The organism is Paenibacillus sp. sg306046, assembly GCF_059821225.1.
The window spans coordinates 82093-105110 of record NZ_JCAMRT010000013.1 but is presented as its reverse complement, the minus strand read 5'-3'; the positions used below and the strand labels follow the sequence as shown (position 1 = coordinate 105110).

Here is a 23018-nt window from a genome sequence, read left to right as displayed (position 1 = left end):
GTCCGGCGTACGGGGTAATATTTTTTTGAAAAAACGTGTCTGAGGGCGTAATTCGTAGTGAAAGTGATTTGCACGTAGGAAATTGTCCGAAAACCTTGAATAAACTATGAAAACCACAAAAAAACCGCCCAAATTGATTGAAATTGCATATGGAGTTTAGCTGAACGCGCGGGTATAATTTGAAGTGTTTGGGGCTTTCATAGACAAAAGGGGTTGTGAACAGGCATATGAGTTGGTTATACGCGATCGGATTCGTCGCAGCCATGTTAATCGCATTACTTATGACGCCGCTGGTCAAACGCTTCGCTTTCAAGGTTGGAGCCGTTGACGCGCCGAACCACCGCAAGGTACATAGCCGCATTATGCCGCGGCTTGGCGGCTTGGCTATCTTTATTGCTTTTGTTGCTTCCTATTTCGTTGTTTCACCGGCTATGGATGCGTTGAAGTCGGATGTCGTATTCGGGCTGCTGGTCGGCGGCGCAATTGTTGTCCTGATTGGGGCGTTGGACGATCGCTTCGACTTATCTCCGAAAATCAAGCTGCTCGGTCAGATTTTGGCCGCCAGTGTAGTTGTGTATTCCGGCGTTGTGATTGATCTGGTTAATGTACCGTTTGGCGATCAGGTGATTTCTCTAGAGTGGCTTGCAGTACCGCTGACGATTTTCTGGATCGTTGGTGTGACCAATGCCATCAATTTGATTGACGGGTTGGATGGGCTGTCGGCAGGCGTTTCCGGAATTGCCACGACAACGATTCTGATTCTCGCCTTGATGATGGGCAATGTAACGGTCGTATTGCTGTGCACGCTGCTGCTTGGCAGCATCGGAGGCTTTTTGTTCTATAATTTTCACCCGGCGAAAATTTTCATGGGCGACTCTGGCGCGCTGTTTCTTGGCTTTACGCTGGCTACCTTGTCCGTGCTCGGATTCAAACAAGCGACAGTTGTTTCCTTGCTTGTTCCGATTATGATTCTTGGTGTTCCCTTATCAGATACGTTTTTCGCGATCCTTCGCCGCTGGGTGAATAATTTGCCGATTTCGGTAGCTGATAAAAGCCATCTTCACCACTGCTTGCTTCAGCTAGGGTTCAGCCATCGGACGACGGTGCTTATCATTTATGCGATTGCCGCTGTATTTGGTTCATCCGCAGTGCTTCTGTCTTACATATCGCAGCAGGAGACATTGTGGGCCGCGGTGCTGCTGGTTGTTATTTTGCTCTGCGTGCTTGTGCTTGGCGCTGAGGCAATCGGTATCATTAGCAAGACGAAGAAGCCGGTTTTGCGCTTCCTGAACAAATTGGGGCTGAAAACCAGCGTGCTCGCCAAATCACGCAATAATTAAATGAAGAAACGCGATAAAGCAACAACCCGGACCCGGAGGTTCGGGTTTTTTCGTGCTGCAAATGAACGGGAGCCTAAATTTTTGGTTGATTTTAGCCGATAACATAGGTACACGAAACTTTTTCCTGGTCGTTATGCGATACGGAAGCAGCGGTGGAAGGAGGGCCATCGGTACGTTGGGAGTCGGCACTGGTTTACAATACATTATTTCGCTATGCAAGGAGGAGTAACTTTTGAAACGGCAAGCAACCCGAGTCACATCAGCATTGCTTATCCTGGTGATGCTGCTTACGTTATGGACGCCCTTACCAGCACATGCAGCAACTGCGATCACAATTGATATTTCCAATCTGAACAACGTATCGGCTGCATCTGCGGGAGATGAGCATAAGCCGTCCTCAGCCAACACAATTGATACGTTTACGACGAACCCGATTACGTTGACTGCGAACTTCGCAGGCATACCGGATAACCAGGTTCAGGGCATCTATTTGCGGATTACAAATACGACAACCTTGAAGGTTACCGAGGACAAAACGATCAAGCCGATTCAGAACGGCAACGAAATTACGTTTACTAACGTACTGCTGACGCAGGGCTTGAATAAAATTGAGCTTAAGCACGACTCGTTCGGTTACACGTCTGTGCCGGGCTGGGCCAACTTTTCTGCGGCGATGTCGATCAGCGACCTTGCTTTGAATAGCCAACCGCTGGTTGAAAATTCGACCGTTACCAAAACAGGCACGCTGCAATCCATTACAGGTACAGCTTATAATGCGGATGAAATCACGCTTTATTTAAATGGCGAGGCGTATTACCCTGCGAGCTTCGCGCGCAATAAGTTTACTTTCTATTTTAATACAGGCCGTGTCAGCGATATGAAGCTCAAGCCCGGTAATAACGAGCTGACCTTCGTCGCCCGGCAAAACAACAACACGTATTCCTTGAAGCGCAAGTTTATTTATGATGATGGCGCCGCGTATCCCTATGACATTGGCGTTTCTCAGCTAACGACTCCGCTCGATTGGAAGGAAATCGTAACGCGCCCGACAATTGAAACAACCGGCGTAACCGATGTGACGGCGCGGCTCAAGCTGAAGACGATCACATCGTCGGTTTACGAGTACGAGTACGCGTACATCTCTCTGGCGGGTATGGAGAGCCAGTATAAAGTACGGTACGACTTTCTTACCAGAAGCTTCACAGTCATGTCCAGCTTGCCGACTCCGCTGCTGAATAACGGCAACCCCGGCGTTAATACGCTGACAGCGCCAGTTGCCGTATCCGGAGACTTTGCTACGCACGAGATTCAGATTGATTTGCCGATTTCAGTCGGCAGCCAGACCCAGATCATGAAAGTTCAATATGAAGACACCAATTTCCGCCTGCCTCCGATTGAGGAGCTTTACTACTTTGATTTTGTGGATAAAAACAAGCCGTATGTCGATGGTGACGTTCAGCTCGTTGTTGATGAAACCGTGACGCCGAATCGGACCGTATCGCTGAATAAACCTGATGTCAGCACACAAATTAACCGATTCCCGTCCAAGCTGCGTATATTCACCAAAAATGCCGATCAGGTGCTGATCAAGGTGAATGGTCAGCCTTACGATGATCAGGATGCAACAACGCCTAATACCGGCGGTTTGTATACGGTGACCAGTGATCAGGCCGATGTTATTTTGAAGGGGATTTCGGACGGCTTGACCGTTTTTGAAGTTATTCCTTACAACGCAGGTTCGCCATGGCCAGCTTCCACCAAGTCGTACAACCTGCAGATTTCATCGTCGCCGCTGCTGATTTTGGATAACGTGTACAACGGGATGGTAATTTCGAATAAAGACCAGCTTCGCTACGGGTCTTTGCATCCGACGATTACCGGGCGCATGATGAACCGGGCCGGAGCGCCGGTCGAAGTGCTGCTGAACGGGTCAGCGCTCACGCTTGATTTTTCGGCTGATCCCAATGGAGAAGCGTTCGTTATTCCGGCAGCGCAGTTGAATGCGACCGGGGTGCTTGACCAGGACGGCAAGAAGTCATTGACGTTTACAGTTAAGGTTGGGACGCAAGAGGTTGTGTTCAAGTATGACTTTTTCATTATTTCGGACACCGGCCCGTCTATCGCATCGTTTGATCTTGATTACATCACAAGCGATTCGCGTTTTGTGAAGACAACAACCGGCTACACGACTACAGCTTCGCAAATTAACGTCATTGGCCAAGTGGTTCAAGGTACGATGACCCCGACTATTACATTAAGTGTTCAATATCCAGGCGCATCGACGGAAGTTCCATTGACGATTACCCAGACGAACGTTGGCGATGCACAGCGGACCGTCCAGATTCGGCTGGACAGCTACAATTTCCCGGCAGGCAATTATGGGGAGTACATTTTCACCTTGAAAGTGCGGTCGCCGAATGGCTCTGAGCTTCGCCAGCAGCTGCGCGTCAAACGCGAGCCGCAGCCGTTCCGGATTATAGATCCGTTGTCAGTTGGGTCTACGACGCTGCAGGACCTGGTGTTGGTCAAAAATACAGCAGGCAAAAGTCAGCTGAACATTAACAAAAACTATATGACGTTGTTTATCTATGCTGAAAACTCGACTAGTGTGCTCGTTGGCAAGGAAACAGCGCTGGCACAAAAAGCTTACCCGGGTTTATATCGTTATGATGTGACAAATTTAAAGGCAGGCAACAATGAGATTAAGTTTACGATTGTACGGGGCGACAATCAGCAGCCTGGCTCGATCGTGCTTAATAATACGAATACGCCAATTGAAGGCTTGCAGTACAAGGCGAAGATGAATACTTCATTTAAAGTATTCAGCGGCGACATCAGTCTGACGTTCCCTAAAGACACGAAGCTGATTCGCAATGATCGTGACAGCCGGTTTATTTCCACGGATCGCAGCCTGCTGTTTGCTATTGCGAGTACGGTAGACGGCCGGGTTGAAAAAAGTGAAACTCCGGCATTTAAAGATTTCCTGGTTGAAAAAACGGGACGCTTCCGTCCTGCGAGCAAACGTTATTGGATTGATGGGGGAACAATCGAAGAAATTTCAGACGTTGACCCTGATCGCGAAAACTTGATGACGCAAGCCTTGATCAAAGGCGGCGGACGTTTGCCTACAGAACGGTCCGATATCAACTCGGCGTTGGGCCAATTTCATAACCGTGATATCAAATACTTGGTTGTGCCAAGCAAGCCGGGCACGCTTACTTTGAAATTCGATACGGCCATACGTGATGAAGCCTGGAGATACTTGAGCGTATTCCAGTACAACGTCTTTGAAAATCCGAATGGCGGCAACATGCCGTCCCGTCCAAACGGCGAGTGGAAAAACATTGGCGGGGTGGTCAACAGCAAGGATAATTCGATTACTGTGCCGATTGACTCCTTCGGTTATTTCCAGGTCATGTACATGGATAACGGTTTTGGGGATTTGGATACAGCGTCCAATAAGCACTGGGCGAAGCTATTTATTGAAGCTCTGTACTCCAAAGGCGTTATGCGCAGCAAGGATACGGAGACAAGCCGTTTCCTGCCGGATGAGTTTATTACCCGTGGTGAATTTGTGCAGATGCTGGTCAATATTTTCAACATTCCGTTGGAAAACCCGGATACCCGCGTCGACACAAGCGATCGCACCTATAATGGTATGTTTATCGACGTGCCGCGCGGCAGCGACTTGCGCAGCGGATTCGGCTTGTATGACTTTAAGCATATTGAAGCTGCAGCTCGTGCAGGTATTGTACGCGGAACGGCAGGCAATATATTTGGGCATGATCAGACGCTGACGCGTTCGCAGGCCGCTTTGATGATTGCCCGTGGGCTCGACTTGAAATTATCGGATGTAACGAAAGCAACAGCGTCGCTTCAAAAGTCGTTTACGGACGGAGTAACGATTACTGACCCTGAGTTTATTCCTGCAATTGAAGCTGTCACCAAAGCCAAGCTGATGGATGGTATTCCGAATGATTTGCTGGAAGGCCAAACCAAGCAAACGGTTCGATTTGACGGCGGGTCTAACATTACGCGTGCGCAAGCAGCCGCCATTGCTTATCGTGTGCTGCAGCAGCAAAAGAAATTCCCTTAATAGCACAAGCACATAGAAAAGGCATCTGTTTCGGACCATGTCCGTTCAGATGCCTTTTTTTGTTGACTCCATATGGAGGCGGTCTAGGATTGGGTTCATGATTTTAAGCTATACGAATTGTATGGCAGATGGAAAATACTTAGTAATGACGCAGTTGATAGATAACGTGTATACTAAGTTTCGTAAGCGGGCGGCGCTGATTTAGACGAAGCGGGCTGCCGAGATGCGAAAGTTGGGGCATTAGAAAAAAACAAAAAGTTTTTTTCAAAGAGCGCAACTTTTCAAAGAACCTTGCGTTTAATACATTGAAACAACAAGGGCGCACAAAAAAAAGCAAACAAAGAGCAGGGTTTGGATAATATTCACAAAATACGCTCTTTACCTTTGTTGGCATGTCAGTGTATAATGTTCAATGGTATGTAATTGTCTATGATTAGTGTTTACTAGTTTCTGCAATTTTATACGTTGCAGACTTAACTAAGCTATATGACATTTTGCTCGCTCAACTCTGGGAAGGGGGTGAATCGGCTAATGAGGGAATCGGGCTATAATTTTTCTACAGAAAATTCTCAACAACCGAAAGATATTCGAGGAGGAGAAAAAAAGGTTATGAAAAAAAGTTTATCCGCAATTCTGTCTTTGGCTATGGCATTCTCGATGTTTTCTTCCGTGGCATTCGGTGCTGACGAAGCTGCTACAACAACGAAGAAATCATCTGCTGACTTTGATGATCTGAAAGATCTGACTGCAGAGCAAAAAGCAATTTTCGATAGCATGATCGGCGCTGGCATCTTCGACGGCACTGGCGAAAAAGAATTCGGTTTGAAAGACAAAATGAACCGCGCTCAATTCGCTAAAGTTGCTGCTTTGATTTTTGACCTGAACGTTGATCAATCCGTTAAAACTTCCAGCTTCTCCGATGTTAAAGCAGAAGATCCAGCTAACGGCTACGCTCTTCCTTACATCGAAGCTCTGAAAGCAGCTGGCTTGACTGATGGCTACGCTCCAGGCCAATACAACCCTGCTGGCGAAGTAACGAAGCAAGAGCTCGCTACTTTCTTGGTTCGTGGTCTTGGTTGGGAAGCTGATGCAAAAGCAAGCGCAGGCGTAAGCGACAAAACTGTGTCCGACTGGGCTAAAGGTTATGTAGCAATCGCGATCGAGAAGAAAATCTTGGATAGCGGCGCTGACGGTACTTTTGGCGGTTCTTCCGCAGCAACTCGCGACCTGCTGGTAATTGGCGCTTATAACGCTGACAAAGCTTATGTTCCAGCTGGTAAAGTAAGCCTGACTGAAGCTAAAGCAGCTGGCGCAAAAACAGTTCAAGTAACTTTCAACAAACCAGTTGATACAGATAAAGCTAAAATTTCTTTGAAAAAGGGAACTCTTGAGCTTGCTACAACTACAAAGTTCTCTGAAGATAAGAAATCTGCTGTACTGACACTAACTGACAGCAAAATTAGCGCTGGTTCTTACTCGGTTGCTGTTACAGGTCTTGATGCAGCGGTTGTCGACAAGACTACTGCTGAATTTACAGCAGAAGATGAGAAGCTGGTTAAACTCAGCTTTGTGAATCCAAGCGAAAAAATCGCTAAGTCGCCTAGTGTAACGATTAAAGTTAAAGGCGAAAACCAGTACGGTGAAAATGCATCTATTACTGGTGGAAACTACACAGCTATGGCTGGTGGCGAAACTAAAACTGTAAAAAGAAATGAAGATACAGGCGTCCTTGAAATTGAGTTGAACTCTGCTGTTAAGCCTGGTACAACAACTCAATATACAAGTGAGTTGGATGTTATTCCTGTAAACATCTACTTGACTAACTCTAATATTTCTGCCCAAAAGACGTTTAAAGTAGGCACAGAGCCTATGGTCAGCAAAATTGAGCTGGGAGCACCTGTTTACTCAACTGGCGCTTCGACTTTGAACGGCGAAGGCGAGTATGTTGAGTTGCCAATTACAAGATATGACCAATATGGTGATGTCTTTAAAGACAACGATAAATTTACTGGCGACTTTGCTGCTTTGAGTGATCGCACTAAGGCTGATGTTATTATTACACCTTGGAATGATGAGGCTTTGAAGTATGATGATACAACAGCTAAAAAAGACAAGCTGAAAATTAGCTTGAATAAAAATGTTGATAAAGCTGGCGAATATACTGCAACAGTATATGTTAGTGGCTCTTCCGCTACAGCTACACTTTCTGTTAAGTCGACGAAGCTCGCTACTACCGTAGACTTTGGAACATTTAACGGCGTGCTGGCGACAGGTGATCAAGAGAAGTACATTCCTATTGTTGCTTACGATGCTAATGGCGCTCAGTTGAGTGCAGATGATATCGTAGATAACGCTAAGAACAAACGCTTTACAATTTCTGTATCCGGTGCTTCGTTCCCGACAGGCTCCCTGGGTAACGGAAATGATGCAATTGTGACTAGTGGTGAGCACAAAGGTAAGATCAAGCTTGATTCGATTACATCCGGTAAAGGCGGAGTGGTTTACGTTAACTTCGGCATTTACACTGCTAACGTTCAAGTTAACAAAAACCAACAATTTACAGTTCAAGACTACCGGACAGCTGATACGATTAGATTGGTAAGCAGCGAGCCTAAGCACAAGGCTGTTGAAGGTGGAGCTTCCAAGGTTAAATGGGAAGTTAGAGACCAATACGGTGAAGTTCTTGATGCACTCAGCGCAGCTAACAAAGATAACTATCGCTTGGTAACAACTATAACTGGCGATGTTAATGTTAGTGGACCAGTTTCAAATGGTTCCGTTATTAACGGTGATGGGTTTAAGGCATTCAACGGCAAAGAAATTAAGCTGACTGCTAAAAATCCAGGTCCAGCAGCAACAAAAGTTAAGCTTGAAGTGAAATTGCTTGAAAATAAAACAGCATTTGCAGATTCTTCGAAAACAACAACTCTTAAAACGGTTGACAATGAAGTAGAAGTTCTTCCAAATACAAGTGACCTGACTTATACGGTTGCTGCTGTTAAAGATCTGTATGCAGTGTTGGATAGTGGTTTGACTGCAGCATTCAAAGGCGAAAACTATAAAGAGTACTATAACTCTTTGGGGAGAAACCTTGATGTTACGGCTAAGGACAAAGGCGGTAACGATGTAGCAGTACCAGAGAACCTTATTACCGGTGTTGCATCTTCTAACAACAACGTAGCTCACGCTGTTTATAACACTGGCTTTGGCTTTAGCTATGATGCTGCAACTGGAACTGTATCCCAAACTGCCTCTACCTCAGATGCTGGTAAAGCAGTAGTTGTAGGTAATAAAGCAGGTACTTCGCAAATTACTGTTCAGTACAGAACGGTTCTCGGTGAAACAAAAACTAGCATCGTTAACGTTAATGTAAAAACTGACGCAGTTTCTGTCGCTAGTGTAACTGCAGGTAATAAAAATGTAGATGCATTACGTAAATTTGCTGACCCTACTACGCTGGTAGATAATGCTACGGCATTGCTTGATCTGAAAGTAATTGATAATTATGGAATTGAGTATACTAAAGCCGAAATCTTTAACTTTAAACAGTTTACAGGTATTCTTTACTCGGTTTCGGACGCAGTAGGTGGTACTGTTTCTGTATCGGCAGACGGTGTAGTTACAGTGGGTAGTGGCGTTACTAAGTTTACTTTGAAAGCTGTATCGGGTAGCTTCTCTGTACAAACTGATGTAAAAGTTACTGGTACTGCTACTCCTTAGTAATTAATTAACAATTTTGCTTAAACAAAAGGGACCCGGAAGGGTCTCTTTTGCTTGGAGAGGAATGATAAGTATCAACTCCACGTATAAGTTTATTTTCGTAACTTCAATTTTATTTCTATGCATAACTTATATAGCGAATGCTACTCCGCCTGTTAATCAGCAACTTTCAGGTTCGATTGAAGATCCAATTATTACTAAAAGCTATTTTGATAGTAAAATAAAGGAACTAATAAACAATGGTTTTAAAGTCGAAGATACGGGCCCAAACAGTTTACCCAAAAATACTGATAATTCTCTACTAACATCCAACCTCACCGTCATCCAACTCCAACAAAATCAAACCCTGTATGGCGGAGCGGGTGCAGAAATTATCGTTCGGAGCGGGAAAGTAATTGCTACCAGCTCGGACGAGAGCGGGATGGCCGATGTTACCATTGGTAAAGACATAACGGCAGGGATGCCGGTTGAACTGAATCATTTACTTATTGTCCCGCGTGAGGGCCGTGGCATTAAAGCCGATCCGAAAAATAAACAAGATATTTATGTGATGGTTCGCGGAAGCTATTCCATTGTAAATGCCGACGGTACTAAAGTTTCTAACGCAGTGACTCCATAATTTTACCCGCAGCACCAATAGTTTATACGTGTTGTGCTCTTGGTTGGGGAGATAATAATCGCACATCAATCAAGAGGAGGTTTACTTATGTCGAAAAGCAATAAAAAAGTGGTACCAGAATGCGGAAAAGCGTTGGATGTTCTTAAATACGAAATAGCCGCTGAGCTCGGACTGCCCGTTGGCAAACAAGCCGCAGCGATGAATGTCGAATTTGCTACGGAGCTAGGAACAATTCCAGCTTATTCGGTTAAGGAAGACTACTGGGGCCATATCGCTTCGCGTGATGCCGGAGCTGTCGGAGGAACAATCACTGCTAGGTTGATCAAAAAAGCGGAGGAAACCTTATTTAGTTTATAAAACCCGGATAGTTTGAGTTTGAACTGATAATTTATTTAAACTAAGTACTTTGGCTCTAATCTAGAGCAATTGTTAATTTTCTAGAGCTGATTCCTCATGCATTGACACTATAGGGCAAATCCAGTAACATACAAATTGAAGGTAGCCAGAAAAAAACCTTTTCCTCCCGGAAAAGGTTGATTTTTTATAACAGTCAAAATTTTCTATTTATAACTAGTAGTAGGAGGTTATTGTTCATGTCTGTTCCTTCTGGTCGTCGTTTATTTACTTCCGAGTCCGTTACTGAAGGTCATCCGGATAAGATTTGTGACCAAATTTCTGACTCAGTGCTGGACGCCTTTCTGGCAAATGATCCGAACGCTCGTGTAGCTTGCGAAGTTTCCGTAGCTACAGGGTTGGTTTTGGTTATTGGTGAAATATCGAGTCAGTCCGAGTTTGTGGATATCCAAGCTATTGCTCGCCAAACGGTTAAGGAGATCGGCTATACACGTGCAAAATATGGCTTTGACTCCTCTACCTGCGCCGTATTGGTTTCTTTGAACGAACAGTCGGCTGACATTGCGCAAGGCGTTAATAAAGCGCTGGAAGCTCGTGAGGGCCAAATGTCCGATGATGAAATTGAAGCAATCGGCGCAGGCGATCAAGGTATGATGTTTGGCTTTGCTGTAAATGAAACGCCTGAGCTGATGCCATTGCCGATTTCGTTGTCTCATCAGCTTTCCCGTCGTCTGTCTGAGGTACGCAAAAACGGAACGTTGACCTATTTGCGTCCTGACGGTAAAACGCAAGTGACTGTTGAATACGATGGAGACAAGCCTGTGCGTGTGGATACCATTGTTATTTCGACGCAGCATGCGGAAGAAATTACCCTGGAGCAAATTCAAGCGGATATTAAGGAGCATGTCATCAAACCTGTTGTTCCTGATCACTTGATTGATGGCGATACCAAGTATTTTATTAACCCAACAGGCCGTTTTGTTATTGGCGGACCGCAAGGGGACGCTGGCTTGACAGGCCGCAAAATCATCGTGGATACGTATGGCGGGTATGCTCGTCATGGCGGCGGCGCGTTTTCCGGTAAAGATCCGACAAAGGTTGACCGTTCCGGCGCTTATGCAGCACGTTATGTAGCCAAAAACATTGTGGCTGCCGGTCTTGCCGATAAGTGCGAAGTTCAGCTTGCGTATGCAATTGGTGTTGCTAAGCCGGTTTCGATTGCGGTCGATACTTTCGGCACAGGCCGAGTTAGCGAAGAGAAGCTGGTTGAAATTGTTCGTCAAAACTTCGATCTGCGTCCTGCAGGTATTATTAAAATGCTTGACCTGCGTCGTCCGATTTACAAGCAAACTGCGGCGTACGGCCACTTCGGCCGTACGGATGTGGATCTTCCATGGGAGCGCACAGACAAAGCGGAGCAATTGAAGGCCGACGCACTGGCGTAAGGAAGTCTGGACGCTGACTTCTATTTTTCGCTTTTCTGCGAAAAAAGCTTTCCTGACGGACTGATGGCGGAAAACTATGTAAGCTACTTTAATGGAGATCATGTTGAACAGAATATGAGGTTCAATCTTTGACCTCTGATCTCTAACGGTTGATCTGTCTAAGCAAGACGATCCGAAAGCATGACGCGGATCGTCTTGTTTGCGTTCGAAGATTTTTTTACCTCTCAACTTTCGTAACTTTTCCAATAGAATCAGAGTCTATACATAGGGAGAGAGCAAATAGAGAGGAGCAATAACGAAGTGATTTTGCAAAAAAAATGGAGGAAGCTGTCGTGTGTCGTCCTTGCCGCATCCTTGTTTCTGTCCACCATGTCGATTACGCCGATGGCCTTGGCCGCAACTGACCCTGTTTTAACGAAGGTCGGTGAAGAAATTTTAACATCAGGCGCTATTTTGAAACGATACACCTGGGAAACTGTTCGCAGTAAAAAGGATGTCAAGGTGAATGCCAATGTCATTGAGGTTGATTTGACGAACCCGTACGTGAAGCTGGATGTGATGACAGGGACAAACAACCAGTTTACGAAAAAGCAAACGGTGCTGCAGATGGCGAAGGAAACGAAGGCCGTAGGTGGTGTAAACGGCGACTTTTATAATACGCAAGCAGAGGGCGTGCCGATGGGTCCGCAAATTTCGAACGGACAGTTGATGGCAACCCCTCCGTACTTGCCGGGATTTTATACGTTTGCGTTAGATCAAAACAATAAGCCAATCGTTGATCTGTTTACCTTTGCAGGAAATATCATCGCCAAGGACGGGGTAACCTATCCATTAGGCGGCATTAACAAAACGTACTATTGGTCGGAGCCGGAGGGCATTCACAGCCATATCGACGGGATGTTCATGTATACGAACGCCTGGGGGCAAGAGGATCGCTCCAATGATGGCGTAACGGTTCCGACGGAGGTATTGGTTCAAAACGGCATCATCAAGCAAATTGCAGATAATGGCGTGATTCGTATGATCGCTCCGACCGATGGATACATCCTGCGAGCTTCCGGCAAGGCGGCTGACTATGTGCGCACACACTTGAAGGTTGGCGATCCGTTGAAGGCGGACTATAAGGTTAGCGCGCAAAATCCAAACACCGCGTACGACGTGTCCAAGTTCAAAATGATGATCGGCGGGCATACGATTCTTGTCGATGAGGGGCAGCCGGCGGCATTTTCTCGGGAGGTTGCCAGTCTGTGCTGCACGCGTTCCCGCACAGCGTTAGGTTATTCCCAGGATCAACGCTATGCCTATATCATTACGGCCGATTATAGCGGTGAAAGCAAAGGTCTGACGATGGCTGAGCTGCAGCAGTTTATGATTCAGGTCGGCGTATGGAAAGGGTTAAATCTTGATGGCGGCGGTTCGACACAGATGGTGGCCCGGCCACTCGGGCAATTCGAACCGGTGCTTGCGAATAAAACGGAAACGGGCATTCAACGCCGGGTCGTGAATGGAGTGGGGGTATACTCGACCGCGCCGCAGGGTCAGCCTAAATCTTTATTCGTGCAAGCTCCGGGTGCGGTATTTATCGGCGAGGCCGCGGCTCTTGGCACAGGCGGCTATGACGAGTTTTACAACCCGATTGCTGCGGGCACAGTTAAAGCGCAATGGAGCGTAGCTGGCGGCATGGGTTCGTTTCAGGACAACGTTTTTACCGCGAGCCGGGCAGGAACCGCTAAAGTTACCGCAGCGGCCGGAAGTGCCAGCTTTACGACCGATCTCCAGGTTGCGGGCCGCAATCAGCTTGCCAGTCTGAAAATTATGGCTGACAGCATGGCTTTATCTGAAGGTGAAACGTATAAAATTCCGGTTGTTGCGACGACGACGTCCGGCGTAACACGCGAGGTGCCGCCTGAGCTGATTCAGTGGGAGCTGCGAGGGATTGAGGGCAAGGCCGAGAACGGCAAGCTGACGGTGACCAGTCTCAAAGGCAGTACAGGCGCCCAGCTTATCGCGCGTTACGACGGGTACAGCACGATGGCCTCAATCCCGATCGGGATTGACAAGCCGTTTTATGATCTGGACGAGCATGCCGTGATGACGCTGCCCGCACATAAGCCGGAGGAAGTTACGGCTGCGGTTTACATTAAGCCGTCCGAGACCGGCAATAAATATTTGGAGCTGAAATACGACTTTACCGGAGGAACCGGGAACAAATGGGCTTTTGCCACCATGGATACGGGAGTGCTCGTGGAAGGCCAGCCACAAATGCTCAAGCTGCGTGTAAATGGCGATGAAAGTCTGAACTGGCTGCGTGCCGAGCTGCTTGACAATAAGGGGGAGACGATTCGTGTTGATCTCGCCCGCAATGTAAACTGGAAGGGCTGGAAGCAGCTGTCCGCCGATCTGACCGAATACAACATTACGTATCCGATTCGCTTGCAAAGCGTCTATCTCGTTAATGAAGAAATCGGCCAGGATGAGCGTGCGGCTCAGGGCAGCATCGGAATTGACGATATTACGTTTACGTACCGCGGCGCTGTGTCGCAGCCTGCCAGGAATTCCGTCGGCTTGACCGTGGACAAAAAGTCGGTTACCGTTAATGGTAAGGGAATGACGTTGGAGGAGGCTCCGTATATTACGGAGGGCAACACCTTGATCCCGATTCGGTTCGTCACCGATGCGCTCGGCGGGACCGTCCGGTGGGATGATCAGGAGCGCAAGGTAACGATCATTCATGGAACGAAGCTCATCGACCTGTGGATCGACAATAAAGACCTCATCGTCAACGGGCAGCGCGTGACGGCTGAGGTCGCTCCAGTGATCAAAAGCAACCTGACAATGGTGCCGCTGCGCATCTTATCAGAGAACTTAGGCTGGAAAGTGACCTGGGATGCGAAAACAAGACAAATTACGCTACAATAATTAGTACTAGAAGCTCTCACAATCTTTTCTGAATATGGTACTATATTGCTAGTAACTTGAGAAAAATGGCGAAGGGGCTCTATCCGGATGCAAGTGGATGTCTTTGACCGCGTCATCAAAAATGCCATTGATGTCATGGAAAACAGCAAATATCAGGTCTTCGAAATCTGCGAGAGCGTCCGGACCGAACGCGAAGCGCTCAATAATGAGCTTCAATTAGTCATTGAAGAAACGAAGCGAATGATCGACACGGTAGATCGGTTTGAAGTCGAATATCGGCGCTCACGCGTCCGGCTGACCGAGGTAAGCCGGGACTTCAAGCGGTTCAATGAAGAAGATATCCGAGCTGCCTATGAGGCGGCTACACAGCTTCAGGCGCAGCTGGCTATTCATAGGGAAAAGGAACTGCATCTCAAGCATCGGCGGGACGATTTGCAGAAGCGGATCAAAAATGTGGACCGGCAGCTGGAGCGTGCAGAAGCGCTTGTTTCCCAGTTTAATGTGGTTTTGGAATATTTGTCAGGTGATCTGAACCAGGTGACCCGATTGCTCGAATCCGCGAAAAACCGCCAGCTGCTTGGCTTGAAAATCATTCTTGCTCAAGAGGAAGAACGGAAGCGCATTGCCCGGGAAATTCACGATGGGCTGGCGCAAAATATGGCCAACATGGTGTTGCGGACGGAAATTACGGAACGGATGCTGGCCAAGGAAGCTTATTCTGCGGTCAAGGAAGAACTGAATGATCTGAAGTTTAGCGTGAGGAGCGGGATTGAAGAGGTGCGGAAAATTATTTTCAATCTCCGCCCGATGGCGCTGGATGATCTTGGCTTAGTTCCGACGTTGCGCAAGTTTGTACAGGATTTCGAAGAAAAGGCGAAAATCAGCACCAAGTTTGAGATGGTGGGCAAAGAAATCCGCCTCCCGTCAGGCATGGAGGTAGCGGTGTATAGGCTCGTGCAGGAGACCTTCTCCAATGTGCTGAAGCATGCACAGGCTACGCACGTGACCTTGGAGCTGATGTTTCAGCAGCAGATGATTAAGCTGACCGTAAGCGACAACGGCGTCGGCTTCGCCGCTGATACGATTGATAAGAAAATTACAAGAGGCAGTCACTATGGCATTATGGGGATGCGGGAACGGGTTGAGCTGCTGGAGGGCAGGCTGGACATCCAGTCTGCGGTAGGAGCGGGCACAAAGTTTTCAATGGTGATTCCGATTAAATCCGAAAATAAGGAGGAGTAATTCAATATGGACATCATGGGCAATGTCAAACGTCCGATCAAGCTGGTGCTCGCTGATGACCATCAGCTGTTTCGCGAAGGCGTCAAACGTATTTTGAACATGGAAAGCGATCTGGAGGTTGTCGGGGAATGCGGCGATGGCATACAGGTTCTGGAACTGTGCAATACGCTTCATCCGGATATTGTGCTTATGGATATCAATATGCCGGTAGAAAATGGTGTCGTGGCGACGGAAAAGCTGAAGGATATTTTCCCCGATATTAAGGTCATTATTTTATCCATTCATGATGATGAAAGCTACGTATTTGAGACGCTGCGCAAAGGAGCCTCCGGCTACTTGCTCAAGGATATGGAAGCCGAGTCGCTGATCAATGCGATCCGTTCCGTAGTGGCTGGACATGCTTATATTCATCCTAAAGTGACAGGCAAGCTCATTAACCAGCTGCGCCGCATGACGTATCTGGATGAGCAGGGCGTATCGGGTACCGGTACAGCGGCGAAGGAAGCCGGGGTCAAATATGTACATATGGACAACAGCCCGTTAACCCGGCGTGAAGCTGAAGTGCTGAGGCTGATGGCTGAGGGCAAAAGCAACAAGATGATCGGGGAATTTTTGTACATAAGCGAGAAAACCGTTAAAAACCATGTCAGCAGCATTTTGCAAAAGATGGAAGTTGACGACCGGACGCAAGCGGTCATTATCGCGATCAAAAACGGTTGGGTTACGCTCTAGCTGCATCCGGGCAAGCTGATTTTATGCATTTGGTGGCACCATCCCTTTATAGGCGGCATATACTGCTTGTAAGGGAGGGAGCCTCTATGCTGATAGGCTTGATTTGGATTGTGTGCTTTTACGCCGCTGGAATCGCGGTCATCCATGGACTTCATTGGCGCTCCCCGCGCCGATCGCCGCACCATGTGCTGCATTATGTTCTTCAGACCAGAAACAACGGTCATCAGGTGGAATGGGTCATCCGCTCGCTTCATTTCCTGGCTTGGGTAAAGGGACGGGAAATCGTAGTCACGATTGCGGACAGCGGCTCTACAGACGATACGATTGCCATCGCAGAACGGTTAAGCAAGGAGCATCACCTGAGCATCTGGCTGGATGCCGGAGAGAGCTGGGAAGCCCGGTACCCGGAAGTTGAAGATGAGCAGCTTGTGATTATCCGGCTTAGCCGGGAACAAGATTTAGCAACCGCTTACAAAACCATGTGAATCCGGAATCGGAAAAGGAGAACCATGCGAGCATTTGTATATGCGTTGGATACCCCGCAAGGCACTTCATGGCATATGTCTGTTGAGTTAAGAGCGGATCGGAAGCACTGGGTTCGGGTACACGGTCAAGCCTTCAGGCTGCGTGTGCTGGAGCCGTCTTTGTCGTTTGGACAAGCCTTCAGGCTCATTCAGGCGCTGCAAGGCGGGAAGGCCGGTCGGGACGAGCATGATTTTCAAATGCTGCATCATGCTGCAGCAAGCGCCGGGATCAGGAGGGGCGAACAGCAGCCATGGCGGCTTTGGGCGTGGGAGCCCGCACACGAACCCGCACACGAGGCAGCGCTTGTGAGCGAGGACAGTGTCCACGCGGATTGGCGTGGGGAGGAGTCTGAGTTGGAGCGGCAGTCGAACGAGCTGTCCGGTCTGCTGCGGGTGCTGGAGGGAAGGAGTCTGCTGCCCGAGGAGCTGGAAGCGCTGCTGGCTGGAGGTGGCGAGGTACAGGACGGTCTGGGCAAGAACAGCCTGGGGAAGAACAGTCTAGGCAAGAACAGTCTGGAAGGCACAGCATCAATCAAGCTGTTACTACAGCTGGGGTGGCTGTCCGGCCAAATTAACATGGAGCCGGGTATTCGCTTCGGACGGAGCGTGGATCGAGAGGACGGCTTGTCGCGTTGGTGGAGACAACTGGCGCCGCTGAAGCGGGCGGCTCCCCTGACTTGCTTGCGTTGCGGCAGCGAAGGAAGCGAGACGGCCAGTGGTCGTAAGAGTCAGATGAGCAGGGACGGCCCGGAGCTTATCCGCTGGACGGCTTGTCCCGACTGTGGCGAGCCATGTCCTTACTGCGAAGCATGCCTGACGATGGGGCGGGTGCAAGGATGCAGTCCGCTAATCAGTCGCAGTTGTTCGCAGCAAGTGCCGGAGATGCAGGCGCTTCATCACGATGTTTACTACTTGGAGCGCTGGGGATTAAGCGATGTACAGGCGGCTGCCTCGGCGCAAGCGCTGCGTTTTTTGAAAGCAAAATCCCCCCATTCCAAGCAGCAACAGGAAATCCGGAAGTTTTTGATCTGGGCAGTAACCGGCGCCGGTAAAACAGAAATGATATTCCCCATGATTCATTACACACTCGATACGGGAGGGCGGGTCGCTGTCGTCACCCCGCGCAAGGATGTCGTGCTGGAGCTGCAGCCGCGGCTGGCCAAAGCATTCCCGGACAGCCCGCCAGTCACGCTCTACGGGGGAAGTGAGCAGCGCTGGGAGCAGGGGGCGCTGACGTTGGCCACGACGCACCAGATGCTGCGCTTCAATCAGGCTTTCGACCTCGTTATCGTAGACGAAATTGACGCATTCCCTTATCACAACAACCCGATGCTGATGTACGCAGTGGATCGTGTATGCAAGCCTGGAGGCGCGTTCATCCTGCTGTCAGCGACTCCGCCGCCGAAGCTGCAGCGCGACGTCCGGCAGGGACGGTTGCCGCATGTTCGCGTGCCCGCGCGGTATCATCGTCATCCGTTGCCGGAGCCGCGGCTTCTGAGCTGCCCTCCGCTCCACAGTTTGCTGCAGACAGGCCGGTTGCCTGCCGCGTTGCAAACGGCGCTCCGCCGGTCGCTGGAGCGTGGGGCGCAAGTATTTGTGTTTGTGCCGAACATCAAGTCGGTCGAGCCGCTTGTCCAGCTGCTGTGCCGATATTTCAGCGGCTATCCCGCAGCCGGTACTTCCTCCAAGGACGAGGAGCGGGCGGACAAGGTGATCGCTTTTCGCTCTGCGTCGATTAGCCTGCTCGTCACGACAACGATTCTGGAGCGGGGGGTGACGATTCCGAAGTCTGACGTCTATATCCTGGATGCCGGTTCCATGCTGTTCGACGCTGCTGCGTTGGTGCAAATGGCTGGTCGGGCGGGAAGATCGGCGCAGGACCCGCAAGGTGCGGTGTATTTTGCCGCCAAGGAGAAAACTCGCTCGCAAGTCGAAGCGCTGCGCCAGATTTCGTCGATGAATAAGCTTGCCCGGCGAAAAGGATATATTCAGCGCGCGAAGGGAGGCATGCAGGTATGGCCGCACTGGTTAGGCAATTGGAAGCGTGGATGAACGGTGCGCTTGGCTGGCTGCGCTCTGCTGAACGGCTGCTGTCGCCTGCCGAGCTGAGCTGCCAGGTGTGCGACAGCCGGGTCAGGGGTGGCGGACAGCAGGGCTTGTTGTGCTTGTGCCCTGCATGCGCTGCGGGTATTCCCTGGATTCTGGCATCGGAGGTGGCCTGCTTGCGCTGTGGTCGCGCGGAGTTGTGCCCTGATTGTCAGCGGGGACCGGCCTACTTCGTCCAAAACCGCAGCGCCGTTCGATATAACGATCAGATGAAGACGTGGCTGGCGGCGTACAAGTACCAGCGCAAGGAGTCGCTGCGCGACGTGCTCGGGCCGATGCTGCTGCATGCGTACCATTTGCACCGCCTTTCGATGGCCGATGCTGCGCCTGAGCTTCGGAGCAGAAGCGAAGCGTCGGCAAGCGCTTCAGGGCTGGCTCAGATTCAGGAGTACATCACCTTCGTACCGGTGAGCGCCGAGCGCTACGTCGAGCGGGGATTCAATCAGGCGGAGCAGCTGGCTGCCTTGCTGAGCGGGCTTACCGGAGCGAGTCTGCTGCCGCTGCTGCTGCGCACCCGGCATACGGAGAAGCAAAGCGCCAAGGGGCGCCACGACCGGATCGAAAATATGCAGGGCCTGTTTCAACTGGAGCGTTCAGGCGCCATGCGACTGCTGCAAGCGGCCCGCAGCGGTCCGATTTGCTTGTACGTCGTAGATGATGTGTACACGACAGGCAGTACGATGAACGCTTGCGCCGCTGCGATCCGTTCGTGGCTCCCCATTGATATCTACGGCATTACATGGGCCAGATAGGCTCTGCGTGGCTGTCTCTACGCTTCGGAAGAGGCCAAAAGTTGCAAAAAGCATGTGCATTGTTTCTGGTTATACGCTACACTAGGGTTAAATTAACATCTTGCAAAGGCTGAGGAGGGTCCCCGAATGAGTCTGAATGTAGCAAACTGCAGTCGTTGCGGCAAAGTGTATATGAAAAATACGTATGGCCTTTGCCCGGCATGCATCAAAAGCATCGAGGCTGAGTATGAGAAATGCTTGAACTTTCTGCGTCAAAACCGGCAATGCACCATCCAGGAGCTGAGCGATGAGACTGGCGTCGATGTGAAGCAAATTATGAAATTTATCCGCGATGGCCGCATTTCGATCCGCAATAATCCGAATATGAACTACGATTGCGATGTGTGCGGCACGCCGATCCGTGAAGGCAACATGTGCGAGCCGTGCCGGACAAGACTCCAGAAGGACGCTTCCGGGATGCTGGAGGACGAGCGCAAGAAGCAGGATCGGGCCCAGCAGCAGAAGGGCGGCACCTACAATATCAAGGACCGTCTGCAGGACCGGTTCAACTAAGGATTTTAGAGAACTTCTAAACTTTCAATCTACTCCCACCGATAAAAGTAGTAATGCTTTTACTGGTGGGGGTATTTATTTTACGCTATAAATGAGGTGAAATGATGAAAATTAACGGCAGTGATCGGATTGGTTCTGTAAATCCTTATAAGAAAAGTCAGGACTCTCAGTTGGCGGCGGGCCATAATAAGACAGGCCACAAAAAAGACCAGGTTGAGATTTCAAGCGAGGCGAAGGAATTGTTGGGTAACAGTGCGGTCAGTCATTCGGAAAAGCTGGACGCCTTGAAAAAGTCAGTAAGCACAGGTACGTACCAGGTTGATGCGCGAGTGTTGGCCGAGAAGATATTCCCTTTTCTGAAGGGGTAAACGAGGTGGCGGAAGATGTCTTTTCAAGCTTTGATCGAGACCATGACAGCGTTGAATGATGTGCATGCCTCTTTGCTGGACTCGGCCGAGCAGAAGAAGGGAGCGCTCATTCGCAACGAGGTAGATCAACTGACGCAGATCGTGACCAAGGAAAACAAGCTGATCAAAAAAATCGCGGAGCTGGACCGGCAGCGCGTAGACGATATCGGCGGATTTTTGCTGGAGAAGGGGTATAAGCCGAATCCGAAGGTAACCGTCAGCGATTTGACCCGGATTATTTTTAACCCGGACGATAAGAAGCAACTGCTCGACGCCCAGAAGCAGCTGCTGTCCACCATTCGGAAGCTGCGCGAGATGAACGCGGTCAATCAGCAGCTGATTGAGCAATCGCTTGCATTTGTCGATTATTCACTCGACTTAATTGTCGGGCCTCCGGATGATGAAGCGGTGTACCATAACCCTCAACAGAGCCAGGGCGGTATGAAACGTCCCGGTATTTTTGATGCAAGAGCCTAGCCGTCACAGGACCTATATGTTACAGAAGCGAGGGATAACCAGATGAGATCCACGTTCGGAGGTATAGAGATTGCCAAGCGTGCGCTGTTCGCTCAACAAACCGCACTCAGCACGACCGGACATAATATCGCCAACGCCAATACGCAAGGCTACACGCGCCAGGTTGTCAATCTGACGGCATCCCGTCCGATTGAGGCTCCCGGCATGATGCGGAGCAATATCCCCGGCCAGCTCGGCCAAGGTGTAGAGTTCGATTCGATCAAGCGCATTCGAGAGTCGTTCCTGGACCATCAGTTTTATAATGAAAATAAAGAGTACGGCAACTGGTCGGTTCGCAAGGATGTTTTGGAGAAGCTGGAAGCGATCACGAATGAGCCGTCGGATACAGGTATTCGTCAAGTTGTCGAAAAATTCTGGAATGCTTGGCAAGTATTTAGTAAAGAGCCGGAAAATACGACGGCAAGAGCCGCGTTAAAAGAAAGTGCGCTGGCGATGACGGATTCCTTTAATCACGTGTCCACCCAGCTAAGCGATCTTAGAAGCGACTTGACGGAAAACGTGCGGGTGAAGGTTAACGAATCCAACACCATTTTAACCCAGGTTGCCCGGTTGAATAATGAAATTTTCCGCATTGAAGGTTTGGGGAACGATGCAAATGATCTGCGAGACCAGCGTGATCTGCTCGTTGACCAGCTTTCAAAAGTGATGAACGTAACCGTAGAAAATTCAGCAGGCGGCTACAACATCCGGCTAAGCAACAATACGGCGCTTGTAGAGGGAATTAATGTCGTTAATTCGTTTGCTTTAACACCGGTTCCGGCTGCGGACGGCACCGTTACTGAACCGGCAACCGGCGTGACCTTCGATGCCTTGTACAGAAGCGGCGAGCTCAAAAGCGGTGAGGTTTTCGGCATGATCGAGGCAAGGGAAACGTACTTGTCCAGCTATGAGTTTCAAATGAACGCCATGGTGAAGGCGCTCGTTGAAGGCTCGGTCAAGGTCACGCTTCCTGCGGGTTCTGTGCTGCCTAAAAATCTCCCTGCGGGAACCGTGCTTGATGGAGTCACTTATTCAGGTACAGAAGTGCTCACGGATGAGCAGCGTGTACTGAAGCAGGATAAGGAAGTCACGTTAAAAGGATTAAACGCACTTCATTCGCTCGGATATTCGCTGGAAACCCCGCCTCAATCGGGTATTCCTTTCTTTACACTGCGCGGGGATCAAACGGAGTTCAACGCCGCCAGTATTACCGTGAATCCGGACATTGTATCCAATGTTTCGAAGATCGTAGCGTCTTCCCGTGTATTAACAGATGCGAACGGCAACATCGTCAAGGATGCAAGCGGCAATGAGACGCTGGTCAAGGGGAACAACTCGATTGCGTTGCTTGCCGCTGGCTTGCGCAATTCGAGGTTCGATTTTGATCCGGTTGGCGCGACCGGCATTCCTATTTTGACAAATGGCACCTTCGATGAGTTTTTCCGTGCTGTGGTTGGGCAATTGGGCGTGCAAACGCAGGAGGCCAGCCGCCAGGCAAATAACCAGAAGGTGCTGGTGGAGCAGGTTGATTCCCGCCGCCAGTCGATCAGCGGTGTGTCCACAGATGAAGAGATGGCCAACTTGATCAAATATCAGCACGCCTACAATGCGGCTGCCCGAGCCATGACTACCTTTGACGAGGCGTTGGATAAAGTGATCAATAGCATGGGTGTCGTAGGCAGATAATGAAACGG

At 49.5% G+C, this 23018-nt stretch carries 16 protein-coding genes; all 16 read left to right on the top strand.

All coding sequences use genetic code 11. The features are described 5' to 3' along the window. Positions 1-227 precede the first annotated feature (227 nt). The 16 genes from AC6ROY_RS14885 (at position 228) to flgK (ending at position 23010) form a co-directional block, all read left to right on the top strand. Positions 228-1340 (top strand): glycosyltransferase family 4 protein, encoded by a 1113-nt coding sequence (locus AC6ROY_RS14885; RefSeq protein WP_500101360.1) that lies wholly within the window; start codon positions 228-230, stop codon positions 1338-1340. Between the two features lie 232 nt (positions 1341-1572). Further along, positions 1573-5436, top strand: coding sequence for an S-layer homology domain-containing protein (locus tag AC6ROY_RS14880; protein ID WP_500101359.1), 3864 nt, complete (start codon positions 1573-1575; stop codon positions 5434-5436). Positions 5437-5967: 531 nt separating this feature from the next. Continuing rightward, positions 5968-9156, top strand: coding sequence for an S-layer homology domain-containing protein (locus AC6ROY_RS14875; protein WP_500101358.1), 3189 nt, complete (start codon positions 5968-5970; stop codon positions 9154-9156). 64 nt (positions 9157-9220) lie between these two features. Continuing rightward, positions 9221-9775, top strand: coding sequence for a hypothetical protein (locus tag AC6ROY_RS14870; RefSeq protein ID WP_500101357.1), 555 nt, complete (start codon positions 9221-9223; stop codon positions 9773-9775). An 87-nt stretch (positions 9776-9862) separates the two neighbouring features. Then, positions 9863-10132, top strand: coding sequence for an alpha/beta-type small acid-soluble spore protein (locus AC6ROY_RS14865; RefSeq protein WP_500101356.1), 270 nt, complete (start codon positions 9863-9865; stop codon positions 10130-10132). A gap of 236 nt (positions 10133-10368) precedes the next feature. Next, positions 10369-11574, top strand: coding sequence for a methionine adenosyltransferase (gene metK / locus AC6ROY_RS14860; protein ID WP_500101355.1), 1206 nt, complete (start codon positions 10369-10371; stop codon positions 11572-11574). A gap of 300 nt (positions 11575-11874) precedes the next feature. Next, on the top strand, positions 11875-14493 hold the full coding sequence (locus AC6ROY_RS14855) for a stalk domain-containing protein (protein WP_500101354.1): 2619 nt from the start codon (positions 11875-11877) through the stop codon (positions 14491-14493). A gap of 87 nt (positions 14494-14580) precedes the next feature. Beyond that, entirely contained in the window at positions 14581-15735 is a 1155-nt protein-coding gene (locus tag AC6ROY_RS14850) for a sensor histidine kinase (protein WP_500101353.1), read from the top strand. Between the two features lie 6 nt (positions 15736-15741). Then, entirely contained in the window at positions 15742-16467 is a 726-nt protein-coding gene (locus AC6ROY_RS14845) for a response regulator (RefSeq protein WP_500101352.1), read from the top strand. Positions 16468-16553: 86 nt separating this feature from the next. Further along, positions 16554-16952, top strand: coding sequence for a hypothetical protein (locus AC6ROY_RS14840; protein ID WP_500101351.1), 399 nt, complete (start codon positions 16554-16556; stop codon positions 16950-16952). 24 nt (positions 16953-16976) lie between these two features. Continuing rightward, positions 16977-19043, top strand: a complete 2067-nt coding sequence (locus tag AC6ROY_RS14835; protein WP_500101350.1) for an ATP-dependent helicase ComFA — start codon at positions 16977-16979, stop codon at positions 19041-19043. After that, positions 19007-19849: a ComFC family protein gene (locus AC6ROY_RS14830; protein WP_500101349.1), complete on the top strand. Its 843-nt coding sequence runs from the start codon at positions 19007-19009 to the stop codon at positions 19847-19849. Before AC6ROY_RS14835 ends, AC6ROY_RS14830 begins: the two co-directional genes overlap by 37 nt. Before the next feature lie 126 nt (positions 19850-19975). Further along, on the top strand, positions 19976-20401 hold the full coding sequence (locus tag AC6ROY_RS14825) for a TIGR03826 family flagellar region protein (RefSeq protein WP_500101348.1): 426 nt from the start codon (positions 19976-19978) through the stop codon (positions 20399-20401). Between the two features lie 104 nt (positions 20402-20505). Then, entirely contained in the window at positions 20506-20769 is a 264-nt protein-coding gene (flgM, locus tag AC6ROY_RS14820; protein ID WP_500101347.1) for a flagellar biosynthesis anti-sigma factor FlgM, read from the top strand. A gap of 15 nt (positions 20770-20784) precedes the next feature. Continuing rightward, a complete protein-coding gene (locus AC6ROY_RS14815) occupies positions 20785-21285 on the top strand; it encodes a flagellar protein FlgN (RefSeq protein WP_500101346.1) in 501 nt (166 codons plus the stop codon). Between the two features lie 42 nt (positions 21286-21327). Further along, positions 21328-23010, top strand: coding sequence for a flagellar hook-associated protein FlgK (gene flgK, locus AC6ROY_RS14810; RefSeq protein WP_500101345.1), 1683 nt, complete (start codon positions 21328-21330; stop codon positions 23008-23010). Positions 23011-23018 lie beyond the last annotated feature (8 nt).